The organism is Enterobacter sp. 342 (assembly GCF_036663495.1).
Taxonomy (GTDB): domain Bacteria; phylum Pseudomonadota; class Gammaproteobacteria; order Enterobacterales; family Enterobacteriaceae; genus Enterobacter.
Genome location: NZ_JAWUEI010000002.1, coordinates 185,949 through 204,837, shown reverse-complemented (window position 1 = coordinate 204,837; position 18,889 = coordinate 185,949). Strand labels below are relative to the sequence as shown.

Below are 18,889 nucleotides of genomic sequence, written 5' to 3'. Positions count from 1 at the left end.
TATCAGTATTGATTTTATCTAAACGACTCCTCAACGAAACCCCTGATTCCCGAAATCGTCACAATTTGTTTACGAGATGTTGAATGTTCGCCTGCTGAAATGAAGCTCTTCAACAAGAAGCAGGATCTATCATGTCTTCCATCGTCGATACACCTTTTTCAAACCTGCCGCAGCCTAAATCAGGCTGGCAGCTGTTCAAAAATCTGGCTTTCGGTCAGCTCACACCAGGGCTTGCGTGGAAGAACCCCTCCTATCGACGTAAATTCATGTTACGTTCGCTGGCGTCACCTGTTAGCACTGCGCGCCTGTTAACGAGTCTTGCAAAACAACCGCGGCTGATGCAGATGCTGCATGTACAACCTGGGCTGCCATGCCGGCTGCATCGTCCCTGGTTAACGGTGAACATGGATAGCCAGCACGCACTGGAATCCCTCAACTGGCACTATCAAATGATGAGCCACCAGCTTCCTGCGACGCTGCTTAATGGTTATCTTTCTAAGCAGGGATTCACGCTGCTGACCTTAACCGGCAAAGATGAGCAGCAATTTACCGTTCGTCTGTGCGCTGATGCATTCCTGGATAAAGAGGGAGAAGCCACCCTTGCTTTCTGTGACAGCCAGAACACGGTGCTGGCAGAAATGACCTTTACGTTGTGCCAGTCAGAAGGAAAAGTGACGCTGTTTATCGGCGGTTTGCAGGGTGCAAAAGCACATGTTCCGCACGAGCTTATCCAGGGGGCAACGAAAGCCTGTCATGGCCTGTTCCCGAAACGTATGCTCGTTGAGGCCGCAATGACGCTCGGCACGGCTTTCCCGGTAGAACAGATTGTTGCCGTCAGTAACGCCACCCATATTTATCGCAGCTGGCGTTATCGCAAGAAAAAAGAGGGGAAACTGCTGGCCGATTACGACAGTTTCTGGGTCTCCATTGGTGGTGAAAAACAGGATAACGGTAACTTTAGGCTGCCGCTTGTCATGCCACGTAAACCGATGGAAGAGATCGCGAGCAAAAAACGTTCCGAATATCGCCGCCGCTACGAACTGCTGGATAGCCTGATTCAGCAAGTGAACCAGGCGACCCAACCTTAATCCGCTTTCCCGCGTGCCAGCCACAGCACGCGGGAGAACATCTTGCGCAGCAACGTCGGTACCGACTCCACGCCCCGCTTCCCCGCTTCCGTCGCCACTTCAATGGCCAAATCCGGTTTTGAAGAACGATGAATGGCTTTGGCAATCACGCGCCGCATGTTCATCGGGACATCGACCGGCACCATCGCAATTCTGTGGAAGACGTCGTCAAACCCCTGACGATACATAAAATGCTCCATGTCCATCGCGGGCAGCATGGTTAAATGGTCACGCTCTTCTTCTCGCTCATCATTCAGCAGGCTACGCACGGTTGAGGCATATTTTTTACCCGCTTCGTCGCCGTCGACCAGGACATGCCACTCGATCCCCATCCGGCGGGCAAATTTTATCAACGGTTTTAATCCCGACTGGGCAAATTCGATCACCTTAATGCCTTCGGCATCAAAATGGTGGCCGCACTGGCGCGCCAGTTCGTTGATGACCCAGGTTTCCGTTTCCCCCTCAACCAACAGCCAACAGCGGGCAAAAAGCGACGATGCTCGATTAAAGCGAATATGAAACGCGATACGACGCCCATCTTCCGCGTTCAGACCGCCAGGCCCGAGCCGGTAAGCAGAAACACGCGAAGATTCACGCACCAGACGGCAGACGTGTTCAACCGGCGTCAACGATAATAACTCCCCGGAATTGGTGGTGGTAATGCGCTGGAGCGGCAGCAGATTCAGCAGATGCCATGCCACGGAAAGCATAATGGGATGCAGACGGGTCTCAGGATCCTCCACCAGTAGCAGCGGCCGGGCGTCCCGGTCAAGACGAACGGTTCCTTTGGCCTGCAGAAGAGTCGAAAACAGCCCCAGCAAAATCACCCGATGGGTACGGCCTCCAGGCCGGTCGATCATCCGGTTAATGATATCGAGGTAACGCCAGCTTCGTTGCTCATCATGAGAACGTCGGCGCATCAGACGATGGCGCGACTCCGACGTTCCCTGTTCGGAAAAATAGTGCTCGAGAAGTTGCACCATCGCGGACAATCCCTGTCGGATTTGACCATCGGTCAGATTCTGCGGACGCGAAACCAGCTCTCTGGCCAGGAAATCCAGCTCCCGGGCCGTGACTTCCACTTCCGGCATATGCGGTACGGTACCGTTACGGATACGCCGCATAAAGCGTGCATCACGCAAGCGTAGTACCGGCGTCAGGCGGGTCAGGTGGCGCGCCAGATCGTCGATATTATCCAGGGGGATCGGGTTGGCTTTCTCATCAAGAAAATCGCGCAGGGTGAGTACCCCCTCGTTTTCCGACATCTCGCCTTCGAGCCGATAGAAAATGCGATGGAAATCGTCATCACATGGCACCCAGCAAGGCGACAACGGGCGGAAGCGACGCACGCGATGACGTCCTGGCTCGGATTCCCGGAACGTCAGAATAATATGCAAATGCTTCTCACGGCCCGTGATGTCACCCGGGGGGAACCAGAAATCGTCGTGGACGAAGTGATACAAATCATCTTCGGGCGAAAGCAGCAACGTCAGCGCATCCAGCAGGCTGGACTTACCCCAGGCGTTCTCACCGATCAGGACGTTGTTCTGCTCCAGATGCAGCGACAGGCGGTTAATCCCGCGAAACCCGACAATTTCCACACGTTCGAGAAGCATAAATCCCCCGCGAAATGACCACTTTTTCCTTTAAGTTATCAGCAGTATAGCGGGAGGCGTTCTGTCACGACAGCATAACATTCGTCCTTGCGAGAATTGGTCTATGCTCTATTTACCGTTTATTTGAACAAGGATTGACATCACATTGCCTTAAATCAAATTAATCGAATTTATTTAAGTGGCGAAGGGGTGTTGTTGGTTTTTAGAATAACGGCTCTTTGAGTCGTCATCCCTTTATGGCGATATATCCCGTACGCGGGAAAGCGTGCGGAAATTTATTATTGAGGTGGTTATGTTTAGAAAATTGGCAGCAGAATGCTTTGGTACATTCTGGCTGGTATTTGGTGGCTGTGGTAGCGCCGTTCTCGCTGCGGCATTCCCGGAATTAGGCATTGGTTTTGTCGGTGTCGCACTGGCGTTTGGTTTAACCGTATTAACCATGGCCTTTGCCGTAGGGCATATTTCGGGTGGTCATTTTAACCCGGCGGTGACATTGGGCTTATGGGCGGGCGGCCGTTTCCCTGCGAAAGAGGTCATTGGCTACATCGTCGCTCAGGTAGTAGGCGGTATTATTGCGGCAGCAGTGCTTTACGTGATTGCCAGCGGTAAAGCCGGCTTCGACGCTGCAGCCAGCGGTTTTGCCTCTAACGGCTTCGGTGAACACTCACCTGGCGGCTACTCTATGCTGTCTGCCATCGTGATTGAAATTGTGCTGACCGCAGGCTTCCTGCTGGTGATCCACGGCGCAACTGACAAACACGCGCCAGCAGGCTTTGCCCCTATTGCCATTGGTCTCGCACTGACCCTTATCCACCTGATTTCTATTCCAGTCACTAACACCTCCGTCAACCCGGCACGCAGTACCGCAGTTGCCATTTTCCAGGGCGGTTGGGCGCTTGAACAGTTGTGGCTGTTCTGGGTCATGCCAATCATCGGCGGTATTCTGGGCGGCGTGCTGTATCGCACCCTGCTGGAAAAACGCGATTAATGATTTCTCCCTCTCCCGTGGGAGAGGGTTGGGGTGAGGGCATCAGGCCGCACAACCCCACATACACTCAAGCCGGGTAAGGCGCAGTCGCCACCCGGCTTTCTTTTTGCCGCTTTACTGAACAGCCTTTATTGGGTAGTGTCACTGGCGCTTAACAGATACTCAAAAGGACCAGCTGTTCATGTTTTCAGGACTCCTCATCATTTTGCTGCCCCTGATTGTGGGCTACCTTATCCCGTTGCATCGAGAATCTGCATTACGGCTTATCAACCGTTTTCTCAGCTGGATTGTTTACGTCATTCTTTTCTTTATGGGGATAAGCCTGGCATTCCTGGATAATCTGGCCAGCAATCTGCTGGCGATCCTGCATTATTCTGCCGTGACTGTTGTGGTTATTTTGCTCTGTAATATCGCCGCATTATTCTGGCTTGAACGCACTGTTCCGTGGAAAAATCACCATCATCAGGAAAAACTCCCTTCCCGAATTGCAATGGCGCTGGAATCATTAAAACTGTGCGGCGTCGTGGTACTTGGTTTTGTACTTGGACTCAGCGGATGGGCATTTTTACAACACGCAACGGAAGCCAGCGAATATACCCTGATATTCCTGCTGTTCCTGATCGGTATTCAGCTACGAAATAATGGTATGACCCTGAAGCAGATTGTCCTTAATCGTCGGGGAATGATGGTCGCGGTGATCGTTATCGCCAGTTCTCTGGTCGCAGGAGTTATTAACGCCTTTATTCTCGGCCTGCCGCTCAAAACCGGTCTGGCAATGGCATCAGGATTCGGCTGGTATTCCCTCTCCGGGATTCTGCTGACCGAATCGTTCGGCCCGGTGATTGGTAGCGCCGCCTTCTTTAACGACCTGGCACGAGAATTAATTGCCATTATGCTGATCCCGGGTCTGGTGCGTCGCAGTCGCTCTACTGCGTTGGGCCTGTGTGGTGCTACGTCAATGGACTTTACCTTACCGGTCCTCCAGCGTTCGGGCGGGCTGGAAATGGTGCCTGCGGCCATCGTACACGGTTTTATTCTGAGTCTGCTGGTTCCCGTTCTGATGGCATTGTTCTCTGCCTGATACCTCTAAGGCGGTAGAATCTCTGCCGCCAAAATTGCGCTAAATCAATATCCCTCTATTTTGTAGAAAAAAGCCCTTTTCACCACTCCACCACAGGCATAATCTCAAACATGTATATTAAATATAACTTTAACAGGTGTGATTATGTTTTGTGTGCAATGTGAACAAACCATCCGTACTCCGGCAGGTAATGGCTGCTCTTACGCGCAAGGTATGTGCGGCAAAACCGCAGAAACATCAGACCTGCAGGACCTGCTGATTGCTACCCTGCAAGGCCTCTCCGCATGGGCATTCAAAGCCCGCGAATATGGCATTGTCGACCACTATGTAGATAGCTTCGCCCCGCGCGCATTTTTCTCGACGCTGACTAACGTCAACTTTGATTCACCTCGCATCGTCGGGTATGCCCGTGAAGCCATCGCTCTGCGAGAAGCGCTGAAAGCACAGTGTCTGAAGGTTGATGCTAACGCTCGTGTTGAAAACCCCATGTCAGAACTTCAACTGGTGAGTGATGACCTGGGCGACCTGCAGCGTCAGGCAGCAGAGTTCACCCCAAATAAAGACAAAGCGGCGATTGGCGAGAATATCCTTGGCTTGCGTCTGCTATGCCTGTACGGTCTGAAAGGCGCCGCGGCCTATATGGAGCACGCACATGTGCTCGGTCAATACGACAACGACATCTACGCCCAGTACCACAACATCATGGCGTGGCTAGGCACCTGGCCTGCAGATATGAACGCGCTGCTTGAGTGCTCGATGGAAATCGGCCAGATGAACTTCAAAGTGATGAGCATTCTCGACGCCGGTGAAACCAGCACCTATGGTCACCCAACGCCCACCCAGGTCAATGTCAAAGCAACCGAAGGCAAATGTATTCTGATTTCCGGTCATGACCTGAAAGATCTTTATAACCTCCTGAAGCAAACCGAAGGTACGGGTGTTAACGTCTATACCCACGGTGAAATGCTGCCGGCTCACGGGTATCCAGAGCTGCGTAAATTCAAACATCTGATCGGTAACTACGGCAGCGGCTGGCAGAACCAGCAGGTGGAGTTTGCCCGCTTCCCGGGCCCAATCGTGATGACCTCTAACTGCATCATCGACCCGACCGTAGGCGCGTATGATGACCGTATCTGGACCCGCAGCATCGTCGGCTGGCCGGGTGTAAGCCACCTTGAGGGCGATGACTTTGGTCCGGTCATCAAGCAAGCGCAGCAGATGGCGGGTTTCCCGTACAGTGAAATTCCGCACCTTATTACCGTCGGTTTTGGCCGTGAAACACTGCTCGGGGCCGCAGATACACTGATTGATCTCGTCAGCCGTGAAAAACTGCGCCACATCTTCCTCGTCGGTGGCTGTGACGGCGCGCGCGGCGAACGTAACTACTTCACTGATTTCGCCACCCGCGTGCCGGAAGACTGCCTGATCCTGACGCTGGCCTGCGGTAAATACCGCTTCAATAAACTGGACTTCGGTAACATCGAAGGTCTGCCGCGCCTGGTGGATGCTGGTCAATGTAATGATGCCTACTCTGCAATCATCCTGGCGGTCACACTGGCGGAAAAACTGGGCTGCAGCGTGAATGATCTTCCGCTGTCGCTGGTGCTCTCCTGGTTTGAGCAGAAAGCGATCGTCATCCTGCTGACCTTGCTCTCTCTCGGCGTGACGAACATCGTCACCGGCCCCACTGCGCCGGGCTTCCTGACGCCGGATCTGCTGGCCGTGCTGAATGAAAAATTCGGTCTGCGTTCGGTGACGAATGTTGAAGACGATATGAAGCAACTGTTGAGCGCGTAAGGAGTTATTCATGACCATGCCAACCTCACAATGTCCGTGGCGGATGCAGGTTCATCACATCCATCAGGAGACGCCGGATGTGTGGACACTGTCACTGCTGTGCCATGACTACTATCCGTACCGTGCAGGGCAGTATGCGCTGGTCAGTGTCCGCAACACGGCGGACACCCTGCGCGCCTACACAATCTCCTCGACGCCGGGCGTGAGTGAGTACATTACGCTCACCATCCGTCGTATTGATGATGGTGCTGGCTCGCAATGGCTGACCCGGGACGTGAAACGCGGGGATTATATCTGGCTCTCTGACGCGCAGGGTGATTTCACCTGTGACGACAAAGCCGAAGATAAATTCCTGCTGCTGGCAGCGGGTTGTGGCGTAACACCGATTATGTCGATGCGTCGCTGGCTGGCGAAGAACCGCCCGCAGGCTGATGTGCAGGTGATCTTCAGCGTGCGTTCTCCGGAAGATGTTATTTTTGCCGAAGAATGGCGCGACTATCCGGTCACACTGGTGGCGGAACATAACGCAACCCAGGGTTTTGTGCCCGGTCGTCTGAGCCGCGAGCTGCTGCAAAGTGTGCCTGATATCGCGAATCGTACCGTGATGACCTGCGGCCCGGCGCCGTATATGGATATCGTGGAAGAGGAAGTGAAGACCCTGGGTGTGACCCGCTTTTTCAAAGAGCAGTTCTTTACCCCCGTGGCAGAAGCGGCAACCAGCGGGATTAAATTCAGCAAACTGCAACCTGCACAGACTTTCTTTGGCCGTGTGGGCACGACACTGCTGGAGGCGCTGGAAAGCAATAAAATCCCCGTGGTGGCGGCCTGTCGTGCAGGTGTGTGCGGTTGCTGCAAAACCAAAGTGGTGGATGGCAACTACACGGTTACCAGCACCATGACGCTGACCGACGCGGAAATTGCAGAAGGTTACGTGTTGGCCTGCTCGTGTCATCCGCAGGGTGATCTCGTCCTCGCATAAACGTTAAACGTTCGATCACAGGCCCGGTAAGCGCTAGCGCCACCGGGCTTTTGTTATCCTCACCGCCATGCGGGAGCTTTCCCTACCGCAAACCGCCCTGCCCCTAAAAACGCGACTGCCAGCGAGCCGATAAAGAAATACACCAGGCTTTCAATTCCCCATGCTCCGACAGCATCAAGGGTGAACGTTTCACCAATGCCCACCATTAACCACGCCACAATCATCGTAAATGCCAGCACCAGCGCGGCCGGGCGCGTAAAGAGCCCAATGATAATCAAGATCGGTGCCACTACTTCGCCAACCAACACGCCATAGGCGATAAACCCCGGCAACCCTTTTTCCACCAGCATGCCGCTGATGAATCCCACGCCACCAAACAGCTTATGCAAACCGTGAAACAGCATTAGCCCACCGACGGCAAGTCGTAACAAGAGTTTGCCAGCATCGTCGTACGATAGCTTTTCATTAACAGCAATTAACAATGATTTAACCATTTGAAATGATTCCTGTTTTCACTGAGGTATAACCAGATTATGCCGAATAATTGCGCATGAACAGCACCTTTTAATTGGGGGGATGCGGCGGGCAATACGGAGACTTTCTTCTAAGCTTGTAAGCGATATCACTAAAAGGAGATGGACAACCATGAAACAAACTGTGGCTGCATACATAGCGAAAACCCTGGAACAAGCAGGCGTAAAACGTATCTGGGGTGTCACCGGCGATTCACTTAACGGACTGAGCGACAGTCTCAACAAGATGAAAACCATTGAATGGATGCCGACCCGTCATGAGGAGGTCGCCGCCTTTGCCGCCGGTGCCGAAGCCCAGCTCACGGGTGAACTGGCCGTCTGCGCCGGGTCATGCGGGCCAGGAAACCTGCATTTAATCAACGGTCTGTTCGATTGCCACCGCAACCATGTGCCCGTTCTGGCGATTGCCGCTCATATTCCATCGACAGAAATCGGCAGTGGCTATTTTCAGGAGACGCATCCTCAGGAGCTGTTCCGTGAATGTAGCCACTATTGCGAGCTCGTTTCAACACCCGAGCAGATCCCGCAGGTTCTGGCGATCGCCATGCGCAAAGCCGTGCTAAACCGCGGTGTTTCCGTGGTCGTGTTACCTGGTGACGTCGCGCTCAAGGCCGCACCAGAAACCGCCAGCAGCCACTGGTATCATGCGCCTCAGCCAGTGGTGACGCCAGCCGAAGAAGAGCTGAAAAAACTGGCGCAACTGCTGCGCTATTCCAGCAATATCGCCCTGATGTGCGGCAGCGGCTGCGCAGGTGCGCATAAAGAATTACTTGAGTTCGCCGGTAAGCTCAAAGCGCCGATCGTCCACGCCCTGCGCGGCAAAGAGCATGTTGAGTACGATAACCCCTACGACGTGGGTATGACCGGCTTGATCGGTTTTTCCAGCGGCTTCCACACGATGATGAATGCCGATACTCTCATTTTGCTCGGCACGCAGTTCCCTTATCGTCCGTTCTACCCGACGGACGCTAAAATCATTCAGATTGATATCAACCCCGCCAGTATCGGCGCGCACAGCAAGGTCGATATGGCGCTGGTGGGCGATATCAAATCCACCCTTGCCGCCCTGTTGCCGCTGCTGGAAGAGAAAACCGATCGCTCATTCCTTGATAAAGCGCTGAGCGATTATCGCGATGCCCGCAAAGGGCTGGACGACCTCGCCAAACCGAGCGACAAAGCCATTCACCCGCAGTATCTGGCGCAGCAGATCAGCCATTTTGCTGACGATGACGCCATCTTTACCTGCGACGTGGGCACCCCAACCGTGTGGGCAGCACGCTATCTGAAAATGAACGGTAAACGTCGCCTGCTCGGCTCGTTCAACCACGGTTCGATGGCCAACGCCATGCCGCAGGCGCTGGGGGCGAAAGCCACGGCACCGGAACGTCAGGTCGTGGCGATGTGCGGCGATGGCGGGTTCAGCATGCTGATGGGTGATTTCCTGTCGGTGGTGCAGATGAAGCTCCCGCTTAAAATCGTGGTTTTCAACAACAGCGTGCTGGGCTTTGTGGCGATGGAGATGAAGGCCGGCGGCTACCTGACGGACGGCACTGAGCTGCACGACACCAACTTCGCGCGCATCGCCGAGGCTTGTGGCATCACCGGTATTCGCGTGGAAAAAGCGTCAGAGGTGGATGAAGCCCTGCAACGCGCCTTTTCCATTGACGGTCCGGTACTGGTGGACGTAGTGGTCGCCAAAGAAGAGCTGGCGATCCCACCGCAAATCAAACTGGAACAGGCCAAAGGCTTTAGCCTCTACATGCTGCGCGCCATCATCAGCGGCCGTGGTGATGAGGTGATCGAACTGGCAAAAACAAACTGGCTCAGGTAAAACATCTGGCATCGCCTTTTAAATATAAGGACATGCCATGATTGATTTACGCAGTGATACCGTAACCCGTCCGAGCCGCGCCATGCTCGAAGAGATGATGGCCGCTCCGGTCGGGGACGACGTCTATGGTGACGATCCGACGGTTAATGAGCTTCAGCGCTATGCCGCAGAGCTCAGCGGGAAAGAGGCCGCTCTGTTCCTGCCAACCGGCACTCAGGCCAACCTGGTGGCGCTGCTGAGCCACTGCGAGCGCGGCGAAGAGTACATTGTCGGCCAGGGCGCGCATAACTATCTGTATGAAGCAGGCGGTGCGGCGGTGCTCGGCAGCATTCAGCCACAACCGATTGACGCAGCGCCTGACGGCACCCTCCCGCTTGATAAGGTCGCTGCGAAAATCAAAGCTGACGATATTCACTTTGCGCGCACAAAACTGCTCAGTCTGGAAAACACCCATAACGGTAAAGTTTTGCCGCGCGAGTATCTGAAGGCGGCGTGGGAATTTACCCGTGAGCGCAAACTGGGGCTGCACGTGGATGGCGCACGCATCTTTAACGCCGTGGTGGCGTACGGTTGCGAGCTAAAAGAGATCACGCAATATTGCGATTCGTTCACCATTTGCCTCTCTAAAGGGTTGGGTACGCCCGTGGGTTCCCTGCTGGTCGGTAATGCGGACTACATTAAACGTGCCAACCGCTGGCGTAAAATGACCGGCGGCGGGATGCGTCAGGCGGGTATTCTGGCGGCGGCCGGGCTGTATGCCCTGAAAAACAACGTGGCACGTCTGAAAGACGATCATGACAATGCCGCATGGATGGCGGCGCAGCTGCGCGAAATAGGTGCCGATGTAATGCGCCACGATACCAACATGCTGTTCGTTCGCGTGGGTGAAGAACACGCTGCCGCGCTGGGTGAATTTATGAAAGCCCGTGGCGTGCTGATCAATGCCTCACCTGTCGTGCGCCTGGTCATGCATCTCGATGTTAATCGTGAACAGCTGTCAGAAGTGGTGAAACACTGGCAGGCGTTTTTACAGCGTTAAGGAGCCTCACGTGCCGCAACGAATTCTGGTGCTTGGCGCCAGCGGGTATATCGGTCAGCACCTCACCGCGGCGTTAAGCCAGCAGGGGCATCAGGTGCTGGCAGCGGCACGGAACACCGAACGTCTGCAAAAACTCAATTGGCCTGGCGTCACCTGCCATAACGTTGACCTCAACTGGCCGAAGGAACTTCCCGCGCTGCTGGAAGGGGTCGACACACTTTACTACCTGGTGCACAGCATGGGCGAAGGCGGCGATTTTATCGCCCACGAGCGTCAGGTGGCGATGAACGTCCGCGATGCCTTGCTGCAAACGCCGGTGAAACAGGTGATTTTTTTAAGCTCACTCCAGGCTCCCGAACATGAGCAATCCGATCATCTGCGAGCCCGCCAGCTGACGGCTGAAACCCTGCGCGGCGCAACTATTCCTGTTACCGAACTGCGCGCCGGAATTATCGTCGGTGCAGGCTCTGCTGCCTTCGAAGTGATGCGCGATATGGTCTACAACCTGCCAGTCCTCACGCCGCCGCGCTGGGTCCGTTCGCGCACCACGCCGATTGCGCTGGAGAATTTACTGCATTACCTGGTGGCCCTGCTGGATCACCCTGCCGGGCAACACCGCGTGCTGGAGGCGGCAGGCCCGGAAGTGCTGAGTTATCAGGAGCAGTTCGAGCATTTCATGCGCGTCAGCGGCCGTAAACGCTGGCTGATCCCTGTTCCCTTCCCGACTCGCTGGATTTCGGTGTGGTTTTTGAATGTGATCACCTCTGTGCCGCCGACGACCGCCAAAGCGCTGATCCAGGGGCTGAAACATGATTTACTGGCGGACGATCGGGAGTTGCGCGCCCTCATTCCCCAGAAGCTGATCCACTTTGATGATGCCGTACACAATACGCTGAAAGAAGAAGAGCAACTGGTGAACTCCAGCGACTGGGGTTACGACGCCCAGGCGTTTGCCCGCTGGCGACCGGAGTATGGTTACTACCCGAAACAGGCTGGCTGCACCGTAAAAACGCAGGCAAGCCTGGCGGCGCTGTGGGACGTGGTGAACCAGATTGGCGGCAAAGAACGTTATTTCTTCGGCAATATTCTCTGGCAAACACGTGGAGCAATGGATCTGCTGGTAGGGCACAGGCTGGCAAAAGGTCGCCCGGCGCGCCCGTATCTTGAGGTGGGCGATACAGTAGACAGCTGGAAGGTGATTATCGTTGAGCCAGAAAAACAGCTGGCACTGCTGTTCGGTATGAAAGCCCCGGGGCTGGGCCGACTCTGCTTTACACTGAAAGACAAAGGCGACCATCGTGAACTGGACGTCCGCGCCTGGTGGCATCCGCACGGGATGCCGGGTCTGTTCTACTGGTTGTTCATGATCCCCGCACATCTGTTTATCTTCCGGGGAATGGCGAAACGGATTGCGCAACTGGCAGAACTGAAGACGGAAAAGATCTAAATAAAACTCTCTTTCTTTCACCTTTCCCATTGCAACCCGCCGTAATTCACGAAAGAATGCGCACGAAATTCTTTTTCAACACAGTGGATTGATATGAAGGTACTGGTTACCGGGGCGACCAGCGGCTTAGGCCGAAATGCGGTCGAATTTCTTCGCAACAAAGGCATCAGCGTCAGGGCTACCGGTCGCAACGAAGCGATGGGAAAACTGCTGCAAAAAATGGGCGCAGAGTTTGTCCATGCTGACCTGACGGAGCTGGTCTCCTCTCAGGCGAAAGTGATGCTCGCCGGTATCGACACGCTGTGGCACTGCTCCAGTTTCACCTCTCCGTGGGGAACCCAGGAAGCCTTTGACCTCGCTAACGTGCGGGCAACCCGCCGTCTGGGCGAATGGGCCGTTGCCTGGGGCGTGCGTAACTTTATCCATATCTCCTCCCCGTCACTCTATTTCGACTATCACCACCATCGTGACGTGCAGGAAGATTTCCGCCCGGCACGTTTTGCCTGTGAGTTTGCCCGCAGCAAGGCAGCCAGCGAAGAGGTGATTGACCTGCTGGCGCAGTCAAACCCGCATACCCGTTTTACAGTACTGCGTCCGCAGAGCCTGTTCGGGCCGCACGACAAAGTGTTCATTCCGCGTCTGGCACAGATGATGCACCATTACGGTAGCGTGCTGTTGCCACGTGGCGGCGATGCGCTGGTGGATATGACCTACTACGAAAATGCAGTCCACGCCATGTGGCTGGCAAGTCAGCCGGACTGCGATACGCTCATTTCTGGCCGGGCATACAACATCACTAACGGCGAGCCGTGCTCGTTACGCAGTATTGTGCAGCGACTGATTGATGAACTGCAGATCAACTGCCGTATTCGTTCAGTGCCCTACCCAATGCTGGATATGATTGCCCGCAGCATGGAGCGTTTTGGCAGTAAATCGGCAAAAGAACCTGCGCTGACGCACTATGGAGTATCAAAGCTCAACTTTGATTTCACGCTGGATATTACCCGCGCAGAGAACGAGCTGGGGTATAAACCGATCGTGACGCTGGATGAAGGGATTGTGCGCACGGCGGCGTGGTTGCGGGATCACGGGAAGCTTCATCGTTAGCCTTTTTGCCCGGTGGCGGCTTCGCCTTACCGGGCCTACAACAGCACAGTGCAAGTGCAAACACGAAAACGGCAACCTCTCGGTTGCCGTTTGCTTTTACAGTGCCGTCCAGGCGTCAGACCATGCCAGACCTGCACCGGGTTCATAGTACGCCGGAGCCGTGTTACACCAGCCGCTGTACGGGAACGGTTTGCACTGGAACAGTTTACCGTGGTTGTTCACGATATCACCTGCTTTGTACTTACTGTTCGCACTCCACGCGGCGTAAGAGCCGGATGTCCCTTCGTCCTGAGACGGAACCGCTTTCGCCTTCACGTTCAGCAGATAAGAGGTTGTACTGCTCAGTTCACCGTCGCTAACAGTGAGGCTGATTTCAATCTGCTGAGTCGTCGCCGCTTCTGGTGCTCTGAAAGTCACAACCGCTTTATCCTGACCCGTCACAGTCTGGCCATCCTGAGAACGCCAGGTGTAAGTCAGCTGGTTACCATCAGCATCCGTCGAACCTTCGGCGCTCAGTGAAACCTGCGCACCGGCGTCAACCGCACCAATTGGGCCGGCAATATGCGCGACCGGTGCGTGATTCACAGCCGCCGGTTCTGCCGGTGTTTCATCCGGAACAGGTGTTGGTGCCGGAGTCGGGGTTTCATCAGGCGTGGTGGCAGAGCCTTCGTCGTTAACGATGTTCACTTTAAAGAACTTCTGCACGCACTTGCTGTAGTCGCCCTCTTTGAACGCACTGAACGGTGTCTGGTAACCTACCAGTTGACACGAGTAGGTTTCGCCGCTCGGCGTATCCGCACTCCATCCCCAGTCCTGCTCCCAGTAAATCTTCAGCGCGCCTGCGCCACCTTCATCGAACTGCTTCATGTTGGCGCAACCCAGCACTTCATTCGCCGGAACGGGCACTTTCAGGTAGTTAGCAAACTCTTTGTAATACTTGATACGGTTCTGGGATTGCGCAATTTCAGTCGGGCCGCCGCATTCGACACCTCCGTTAATGATCTGCGTGGTCACGCCGAAGCCCGGCACCAGACCGTTGGCTTTATCGTGATCATTCGGCTGCCATGTGCCGTCGATAACCTGCAGCATGCTGGGTTTTGGTGGCTGTGGATAGGCGAAGAAGAAGATTGCACTCGCCAGGTTCAGCCAGGTATCTGCCACCAGCTCAGGTTTATCGAGCAGCGTACGCACGTCACCGTACATCGCTTCAGAGAACGGGCCATAGTTGTAGTTGTAAGACAACTGTTTCGCGCCGCGACCGAAGTAGCTCAGGAAATCGCCGTCTTTATCTTTACCGCACGGCCAGGTCTGCCCCTGCCAGACATCCGGGTTACATTCGCCGTTATAGCCCCCCTTCTGCCCTTCGCTCCAGCCCATTTCACGTACGTGAACCAGTGCCTGACGCCATTCGGCTTCCGGACGCCAGCTTTCATGGCCGCCAGTCTCCTGAGCGAAATGAGCAAACATGGTAGCCAGTTCTTTGCGGCAGATGGCGTCGCTGTCACGACCATCCTTATAGGTCTTACACAGCGCCGGGAATTTACCGACCGCTTTCAGGAAGTTGCTATAGGTGTACGCCTGCGCACGCAGCGGGAAGAGATATTCCCAGTCGCTGGCCTTAACAATGCCTTCAACGCGCTTCACGTTTTCCGGGTTCGCTGCACGGCCTGGCTCAATCAGTTCGACCTGCGCATTGTCCAGCGTCTGAATGGTCTCCTTCACCGAGGCCATCAGCGGGAAGCTGGTCAGCTCTTTTTCTTTCTTCGCCAGATCACTGGCTTTCATGGTGTATGGCTCACTGGTGGTCGCTTGCAGCGAGGCAGCCTGTGCCATAAAGGGGGCTACGCATGCTCCGGCAACGAGTACACTCAGTAACGTCCTTTTGTTCATTTCAGATTCCTGTTAATTGAAGTTAAAATTAAAATCCCGATTTATGTATTAATCCATTAATACATAAACCACAGACAGCTGTATTTCTTTTCGAAGAACACCCTCAGGAATTCTTCAAAAAATAAAAAGCATTAATATTGCGCAGCTAATTTTAATTGCTGATATTTTTTCCAGACTTTATGGGCATAGATCATACGCTGCGGATAATTCTCTTTTTTTAAACCCGCGTTATATGCACCGACAGCTTCCCAGTTATAGCCATAGACCTTAATCATTCCTGACAGAATGGAAGCACCGACCATGATGGAGGTACAGGGTTCAGCCATCAGGCGGTGTTCATCAATACCTCTGGTCTCCAGTTCTGTAAAATGTGAGCTGTTAATTTGCATCAACCCGACATCACGCGTGCCATCATGATTTTGTCCCACCGCATACGGGTTCATACCGGATTCAACATTAGCTATGGCATACAATAAATACGGGTCAACATGATAATAATGCGCCGCTTTATCCCAACAGTTTGCCAGTGCACTTTGGCTTATTATTAATAACAACAAAATGACCTTTTTCATTTTTACCTGCTGACAGTTTCAGTTATTTCTCCTTACCAACATCCTGTAAAATGAATATTGCATCACTCCCCCCTTCGTGAGGGGGAGTGATTATCGGGTTAGATTATTTGCAATCGGCTGATACGCCTTCTTTCACCCATACGTCGCTATTAGCCGGGTTATCACCACGGGTCCACCATTTGGCACGGTAAACGTTACCCTGGTAGGTAGTGGTTTCACCGCCGTTGTAGACCAGGTCAGAACGCCAGTTCATCTTCACGTTGCTCACCAGTTCCCAGGCATCCACACCGAAGCCAGGTTTGTTACCTTGCGTCCAGTATTTCGCTTTCCACACCAGATGATCGGCACTTACGGTATCGCCATTGTTGTAGATTTTGCTGGCATCCCACGCGGCATATTTGCTGGCATTCGCATCCACAGGTGCGTCACAGCTACCGTTTGCAGTACCTTCCTCGGCTGGAGGCGTTACTTCATCAGTTGGAGGGGTGACCTCAGCCGGTTTCGGATCCACCGTGACCTGCACGTTAGACTGCACGCTGGTTTTACCATCGCCCACCACCACGCTCAGGGTGTAGGTAGACGTTGAGGTCACGTCTGGCGCTGTGATACTCACGTTCGCCGTATCCGTGCCGGTTGCGTGCATATCCGCTGGAACGCTCCAGGTGTAGGTCAGAGCATCGCCGTCTGGATCCACGGCCTGCGCATGCAGAGCATAGGTCTCGCCTGCCTGTAGCGTCACCGCTTCCATTGGGTTCACGACCGGAGCCTGGTTAGCTTTTGGCGCTTTGTTCACCACCTGCACATCGATCGCGTTGCTCAGGCCTTTAGCGTCCGTCACTGTCAGGCGGAACGCCATGGTCTGGTCAGTGGTGACAGCAGCAACGTTAAAGGTCGCTTTCGCTTTGGTGCTGTTGGTAAGGGCGACAGACGGACCAGAGATCTGAGTCCATTTGTAGGTAATCGCATCGCCATCCGGATCGCTGGAAGCAGAACCATCGAGCGTGACGGTTGCCGGACCAGAGACATTCTGATCAACTGATGACGCGATTGGCGCGTGGTTAGTGACCACCGGATCAACCGGCGTAGAGCCACTACCCAGTAGGCTTTCGTTCATCGCGTTCAGAATATCGCCGTTATCAGAGTCAATAGACCATGCGAACAGCCCACCCAGGTTTTTCGACAGCACGTATTTACCCTTCGCAGTGGTAGAACGCGCATCTTCATAAGAGATCAGATCGCCAGTAGATTTGTTGAAGACATAAGGTGCTTCTGCGTCCGCATCATAGCCGTACTCCCAACCAGGCTTGCCTTTGTATTCGTTGACGATCTGACGATAGTCAACCACACCCGGTTCCCAGGTGCCTTTCACCATGCCCGTTGCGGTACCGGTGAATGGGTTATCACTCGTGTAGCCATGCACACCGGTCCAGCCACGGCCATACATCCCCGCACCCACGACGATCTTGCCAGGTTGTACGCCCTGCTGAAGCAGCGCATTAACACCATTCTCCGTGGTGTAGTTGGTGTCTGGTCGCCATGCTGGCGCACGCAGCGCAGCCTGGTGTCCCAGTTCGGTGTTGCTCCAGCCGCCGTAGAAGTCATAGCTCATCAGGAAGATGTGGTCGAGATACTGCTGAGCCGTGGTGTAATCCACGTCTTCAATCTTATCTTTACCGGCCCCGATGGCGCTGGTCAGCTCATAGGTACGGCCTGTCTGGGCAGACAACTCGTTCAGCATGGTGCGCAGGTCGTGCATCAGCGCGGTATAGGTAGCTTTATCCTGCTGAGGGTTACCTTTGGTTTCCGTCACGCCGCCACCGCCAGGGAATTCCCAGTCGATATCCACACCGTCAAAGAATTTCCAGGTTTGCAGGAAATCTTTAACAGAGGAGACAAAGCGGGCACGGATCGCCGGATCGCCCATGTGGAAGAAGGGATCGGAGAGTGTCCAGCCGCCGATAGATGGCAGCACTTTCAGGTCCGGATGCGCTTTTTTCAGCGCCATCAGCTGACCAAAGTTACCTTTGTACGGGTCGTCCCAGCTGGAGACGCCAGCCTGTGGTTTTTGCAGCGCAGCCCAAGGATCGTGGATTGCCACGGTAAAGTCCGGACGGCCCTTACAGTCGTTCTGAAGTACTCTGAAGCTGTTACCCCCTTCAACCGTTTTCAGGCCATCGTTGATGCCGTCACCGCCGCAGATTGGGATAAAGCCGTAAAGAATGTGGTTAAGGTTGGCAGCAGGGATTTTATCAACAGAGAAATTACGATCGTAAACCCCCCATTCCGGGAAGTAAGCAGCAACCACTTTATCTGTGTGGTTCGCGAAGGTTTTGTTGTTCTCCTTCATCGCGCTGTTCAGCGGCAGCAGATGGCTGCCATCGGTATCAGCAACGATAATCAGCTTGCTGGCACTTTTCGCACAACCGCTGGTGTTACAGACTTCAACCTGTTCCTGATAACGCCCACCTTTTTTCACTTTGAACGTTGCTGAGCCCGTGGCACCCCCTGCACCGCTCCAGACGGTCTGCCCGTCCAGCAGCACTTTGGCTGAAGTTGGCGCATCGCCGCTCCAGACGTTCCACTCAACTTTCACATCCACGCCATCATTATGCACTTTGACCAGATTGTTATAATCCTGAGCGGCTTGATCCACTTCAACCAGGGCGAATTTGTCATTGCCATAGCCGATCGTCGGTGCCCCTGGCGCCGCTGCAAATGCGGAGCTGGTTGCCGCAGCAATAAAGAGCGCCAGATATTTAGGCTTCATAAATTTCATTTTTATTTCCTGATAAATTTATTCGTAACGTTAATCATCCATGTCTTCCTTGAGAACATGGAGTCTTTCGCGTAATGCGTATTTAACCAACCTGAAACCGTGACAA

14 protein-coding genes are annotated in these 18,889 nt (G+C 54.2%); 9 read left to right on the top strand and 5 right to left on the bottom strand.

Features of this window, described 5'->3' with window-relative positions:
• The first annotated feature begins 131 nt into the window (after positions 1–131).
• Positions 132–1,088: a VirK/YbjX family protein gene (locus tag V6E55_RS03010; protein WP_316942144.1), complete on the top strand. Its 957-nt coding sequence runs from the start codon at positions 132–134 to the stop codon at positions 1,086–1,088.
• Here V6E55_RS03010 and V6E55_RS03005 read toward each other — a convergent pair.
• Entirely contained in the window at positions 1,085–2,743 is a 1,659-nt protein-coding gene (locus tag V6E55_RS03005) for an ATP-dependent endonuclease (RefSeq protein ID WP_316942143.1), read from the bottom strand. The genes V6E55_RS03010 and V6E55_RS03005 overlap by 4 nt on opposite strands.
• A gap of 292 nt (positions 2,744–3,035) precedes the next feature.
• Between V6E55_RS03005 and aqpZ the strand changes: the two genes are divergently transcribed.
• The 4 genes from aqpZ (at position 3,036) to hcr (ending at position 7,588) form a co-directional block, all read left to right on the top strand.
• Positions 3,036–3,731 (top strand): aquaporin Z, encoded by a 696-nt coding sequence (gene aqpZ / locus V6E55_RS03000; RefSeq protein WP_025204573.1) that lies wholly within the window; start codon positions 3,036–3,038, stop codon positions 3,729–3,731.
• A 181-nt stretch (positions 3,732–3,912) separates the two neighbouring features.
• A complete protein-coding gene (locus tag V6E55_RS02995) occupies positions 3,913–4,812 on the top strand; it encodes a lysine exporter LysO family protein (RefSeq protein ID WP_114978526.1) in 900 nt (299 codons plus the stop codon).
• 144 nt (positions 4,813–4,956) lie between these two features.
• Positions 4,957–6,609, top strand: a complete 1,653-nt coding sequence (gene hcp / locus V6E55_RS02990; RefSeq protein WP_236920885.1) for a hydroxylamine reductase — start codon at positions 4,957–4,959, stop codon at positions 6,607–6,609.
• A 10-nt stretch (positions 6,610–6,619) separates the two neighbouring features.
• Positions 6,620–7,588 carry an NADH oxidoreductase gene (gene hcr / locus V6E55_RS02985; protein WP_236920884.1) on the top strand — a complete coding sequence of 323 codons (969 nt, stop codon included), beginning with the start codon at positions 6,620–6,622 and terminating at the stop codon, positions 7,586–7,588.
• 59 nt (positions 7,589–7,647) lie between these two features.
• Here the strand turns inward: hcr and V6E55_RS02980 are convergent, their stop codons facing one another.
• Entirely contained in the window at positions 7,648–8,082 is a 435-nt protein-coding gene (locus V6E55_RS02980; protein WP_316942142.1) for a DoxX family protein, read from the bottom strand.
• Positions 8,083–8,233: 151 nt separating this feature from the next.
• Here V6E55_RS02980 and poxB point away from each other — a divergent pair, with 151 nt between their 5' ends.
• The 4 genes from poxB to V6E55_RS02960 all read left to right on the top strand — a co-directional run bounded on the left by poxB (position 8,234) and on the right by V6E55_RS02960 (position 13,545).
• Positions 8,234–9,952, top strand: coding sequence for a ubiquinone-dependent pyruvate dehydrogenase (gene poxB, locus V6E55_RS02975; RefSeq protein WP_316942141.1), 1,719 nt, complete (start codon positions 8,234–8,236; stop codon positions 9,950–9,952).
• 37 nt (positions 9,953–9,989) lie between these two features.
• Positions 9,990–10,991, top strand: coding sequence for a low-specificity L-threonine aldolase (gene ltaE / locus V6E55_RS02970; RefSeq protein ID WP_316942140.1), 1,002 nt, complete (start codon positions 9,990–9,992; stop codon positions 10,989–10,991).
• A gap of 10 nt (positions 10,992–11,001) precedes the next feature.
• The gene (locus V6E55_RS02965) at positions 11,002–12,438 is read left to right on the top strand and encodes an SDR family oxidoreductase (protein WP_316942139.1); all 1,437 of its coding nucleotides are present in this window, start codon (positions 11,002–11,004) and stop codon (positions 12,436–12,438) included.
• A gap of 93 nt (positions 12,439–12,531) precedes the next feature.
• Positions 12,532–13,545: an NAD-dependent epimerase/dehydratase family protein gene (locus V6E55_RS02960; protein WP_129996336.1), complete on the top strand. Its 1,014-nt coding sequence runs from the start codon at positions 12,532–12,534 to the stop codon at positions 13,543–13,545.
• A gap of 96 nt (positions 13,546–13,641) precedes the next feature.
• Here the strand turns inward: V6E55_RS02960 and V6E55_RS02955 are convergent, their stop codons facing one another.
• The 3 genes from V6E55_RS02955 to V6E55_RS02945 form a co-directional block, all read right to left on the bottom strand.
• On the bottom strand, positions 13,642–15,435 hold the full coding sequence (locus tag V6E55_RS02955) for a glycoside hydrolase family 19 protein (RefSeq protein ID WP_316942138.1): 1,794 nt from the start codon (positions 15,433–15,435) through the stop codon (positions 13,642–13,644).
• Between the two features lie 131 nt (positions 15,436–15,566).
• The gene (gene iagB, locus V6E55_RS02950; RefSeq protein WP_129996338.1) at positions 15,567–16,007 is read right to left on the bottom strand and encodes a type III secretion system invasion protein IagB; all 441 of its coding nucleotides are present in this window, start codon (positions 16,005–16,007) and stop codon (positions 15,567–15,569) included.
• Between the two features lie 103 nt (positions 16,008–16,110).
• Complete coding sequence (locus V6E55_RS02945) at positions 16,111–18,783, bottom strand: glycosyl hydrolase family 18 protein (RefSeq protein ID WP_316942137.1); 2,673 nt, start codon at positions 18,781–18,783, stop codon at positions 16,111–16,113.
• Between the last annotated feature and the right edge of the window lie 106 nt (positions 18,784–18,889).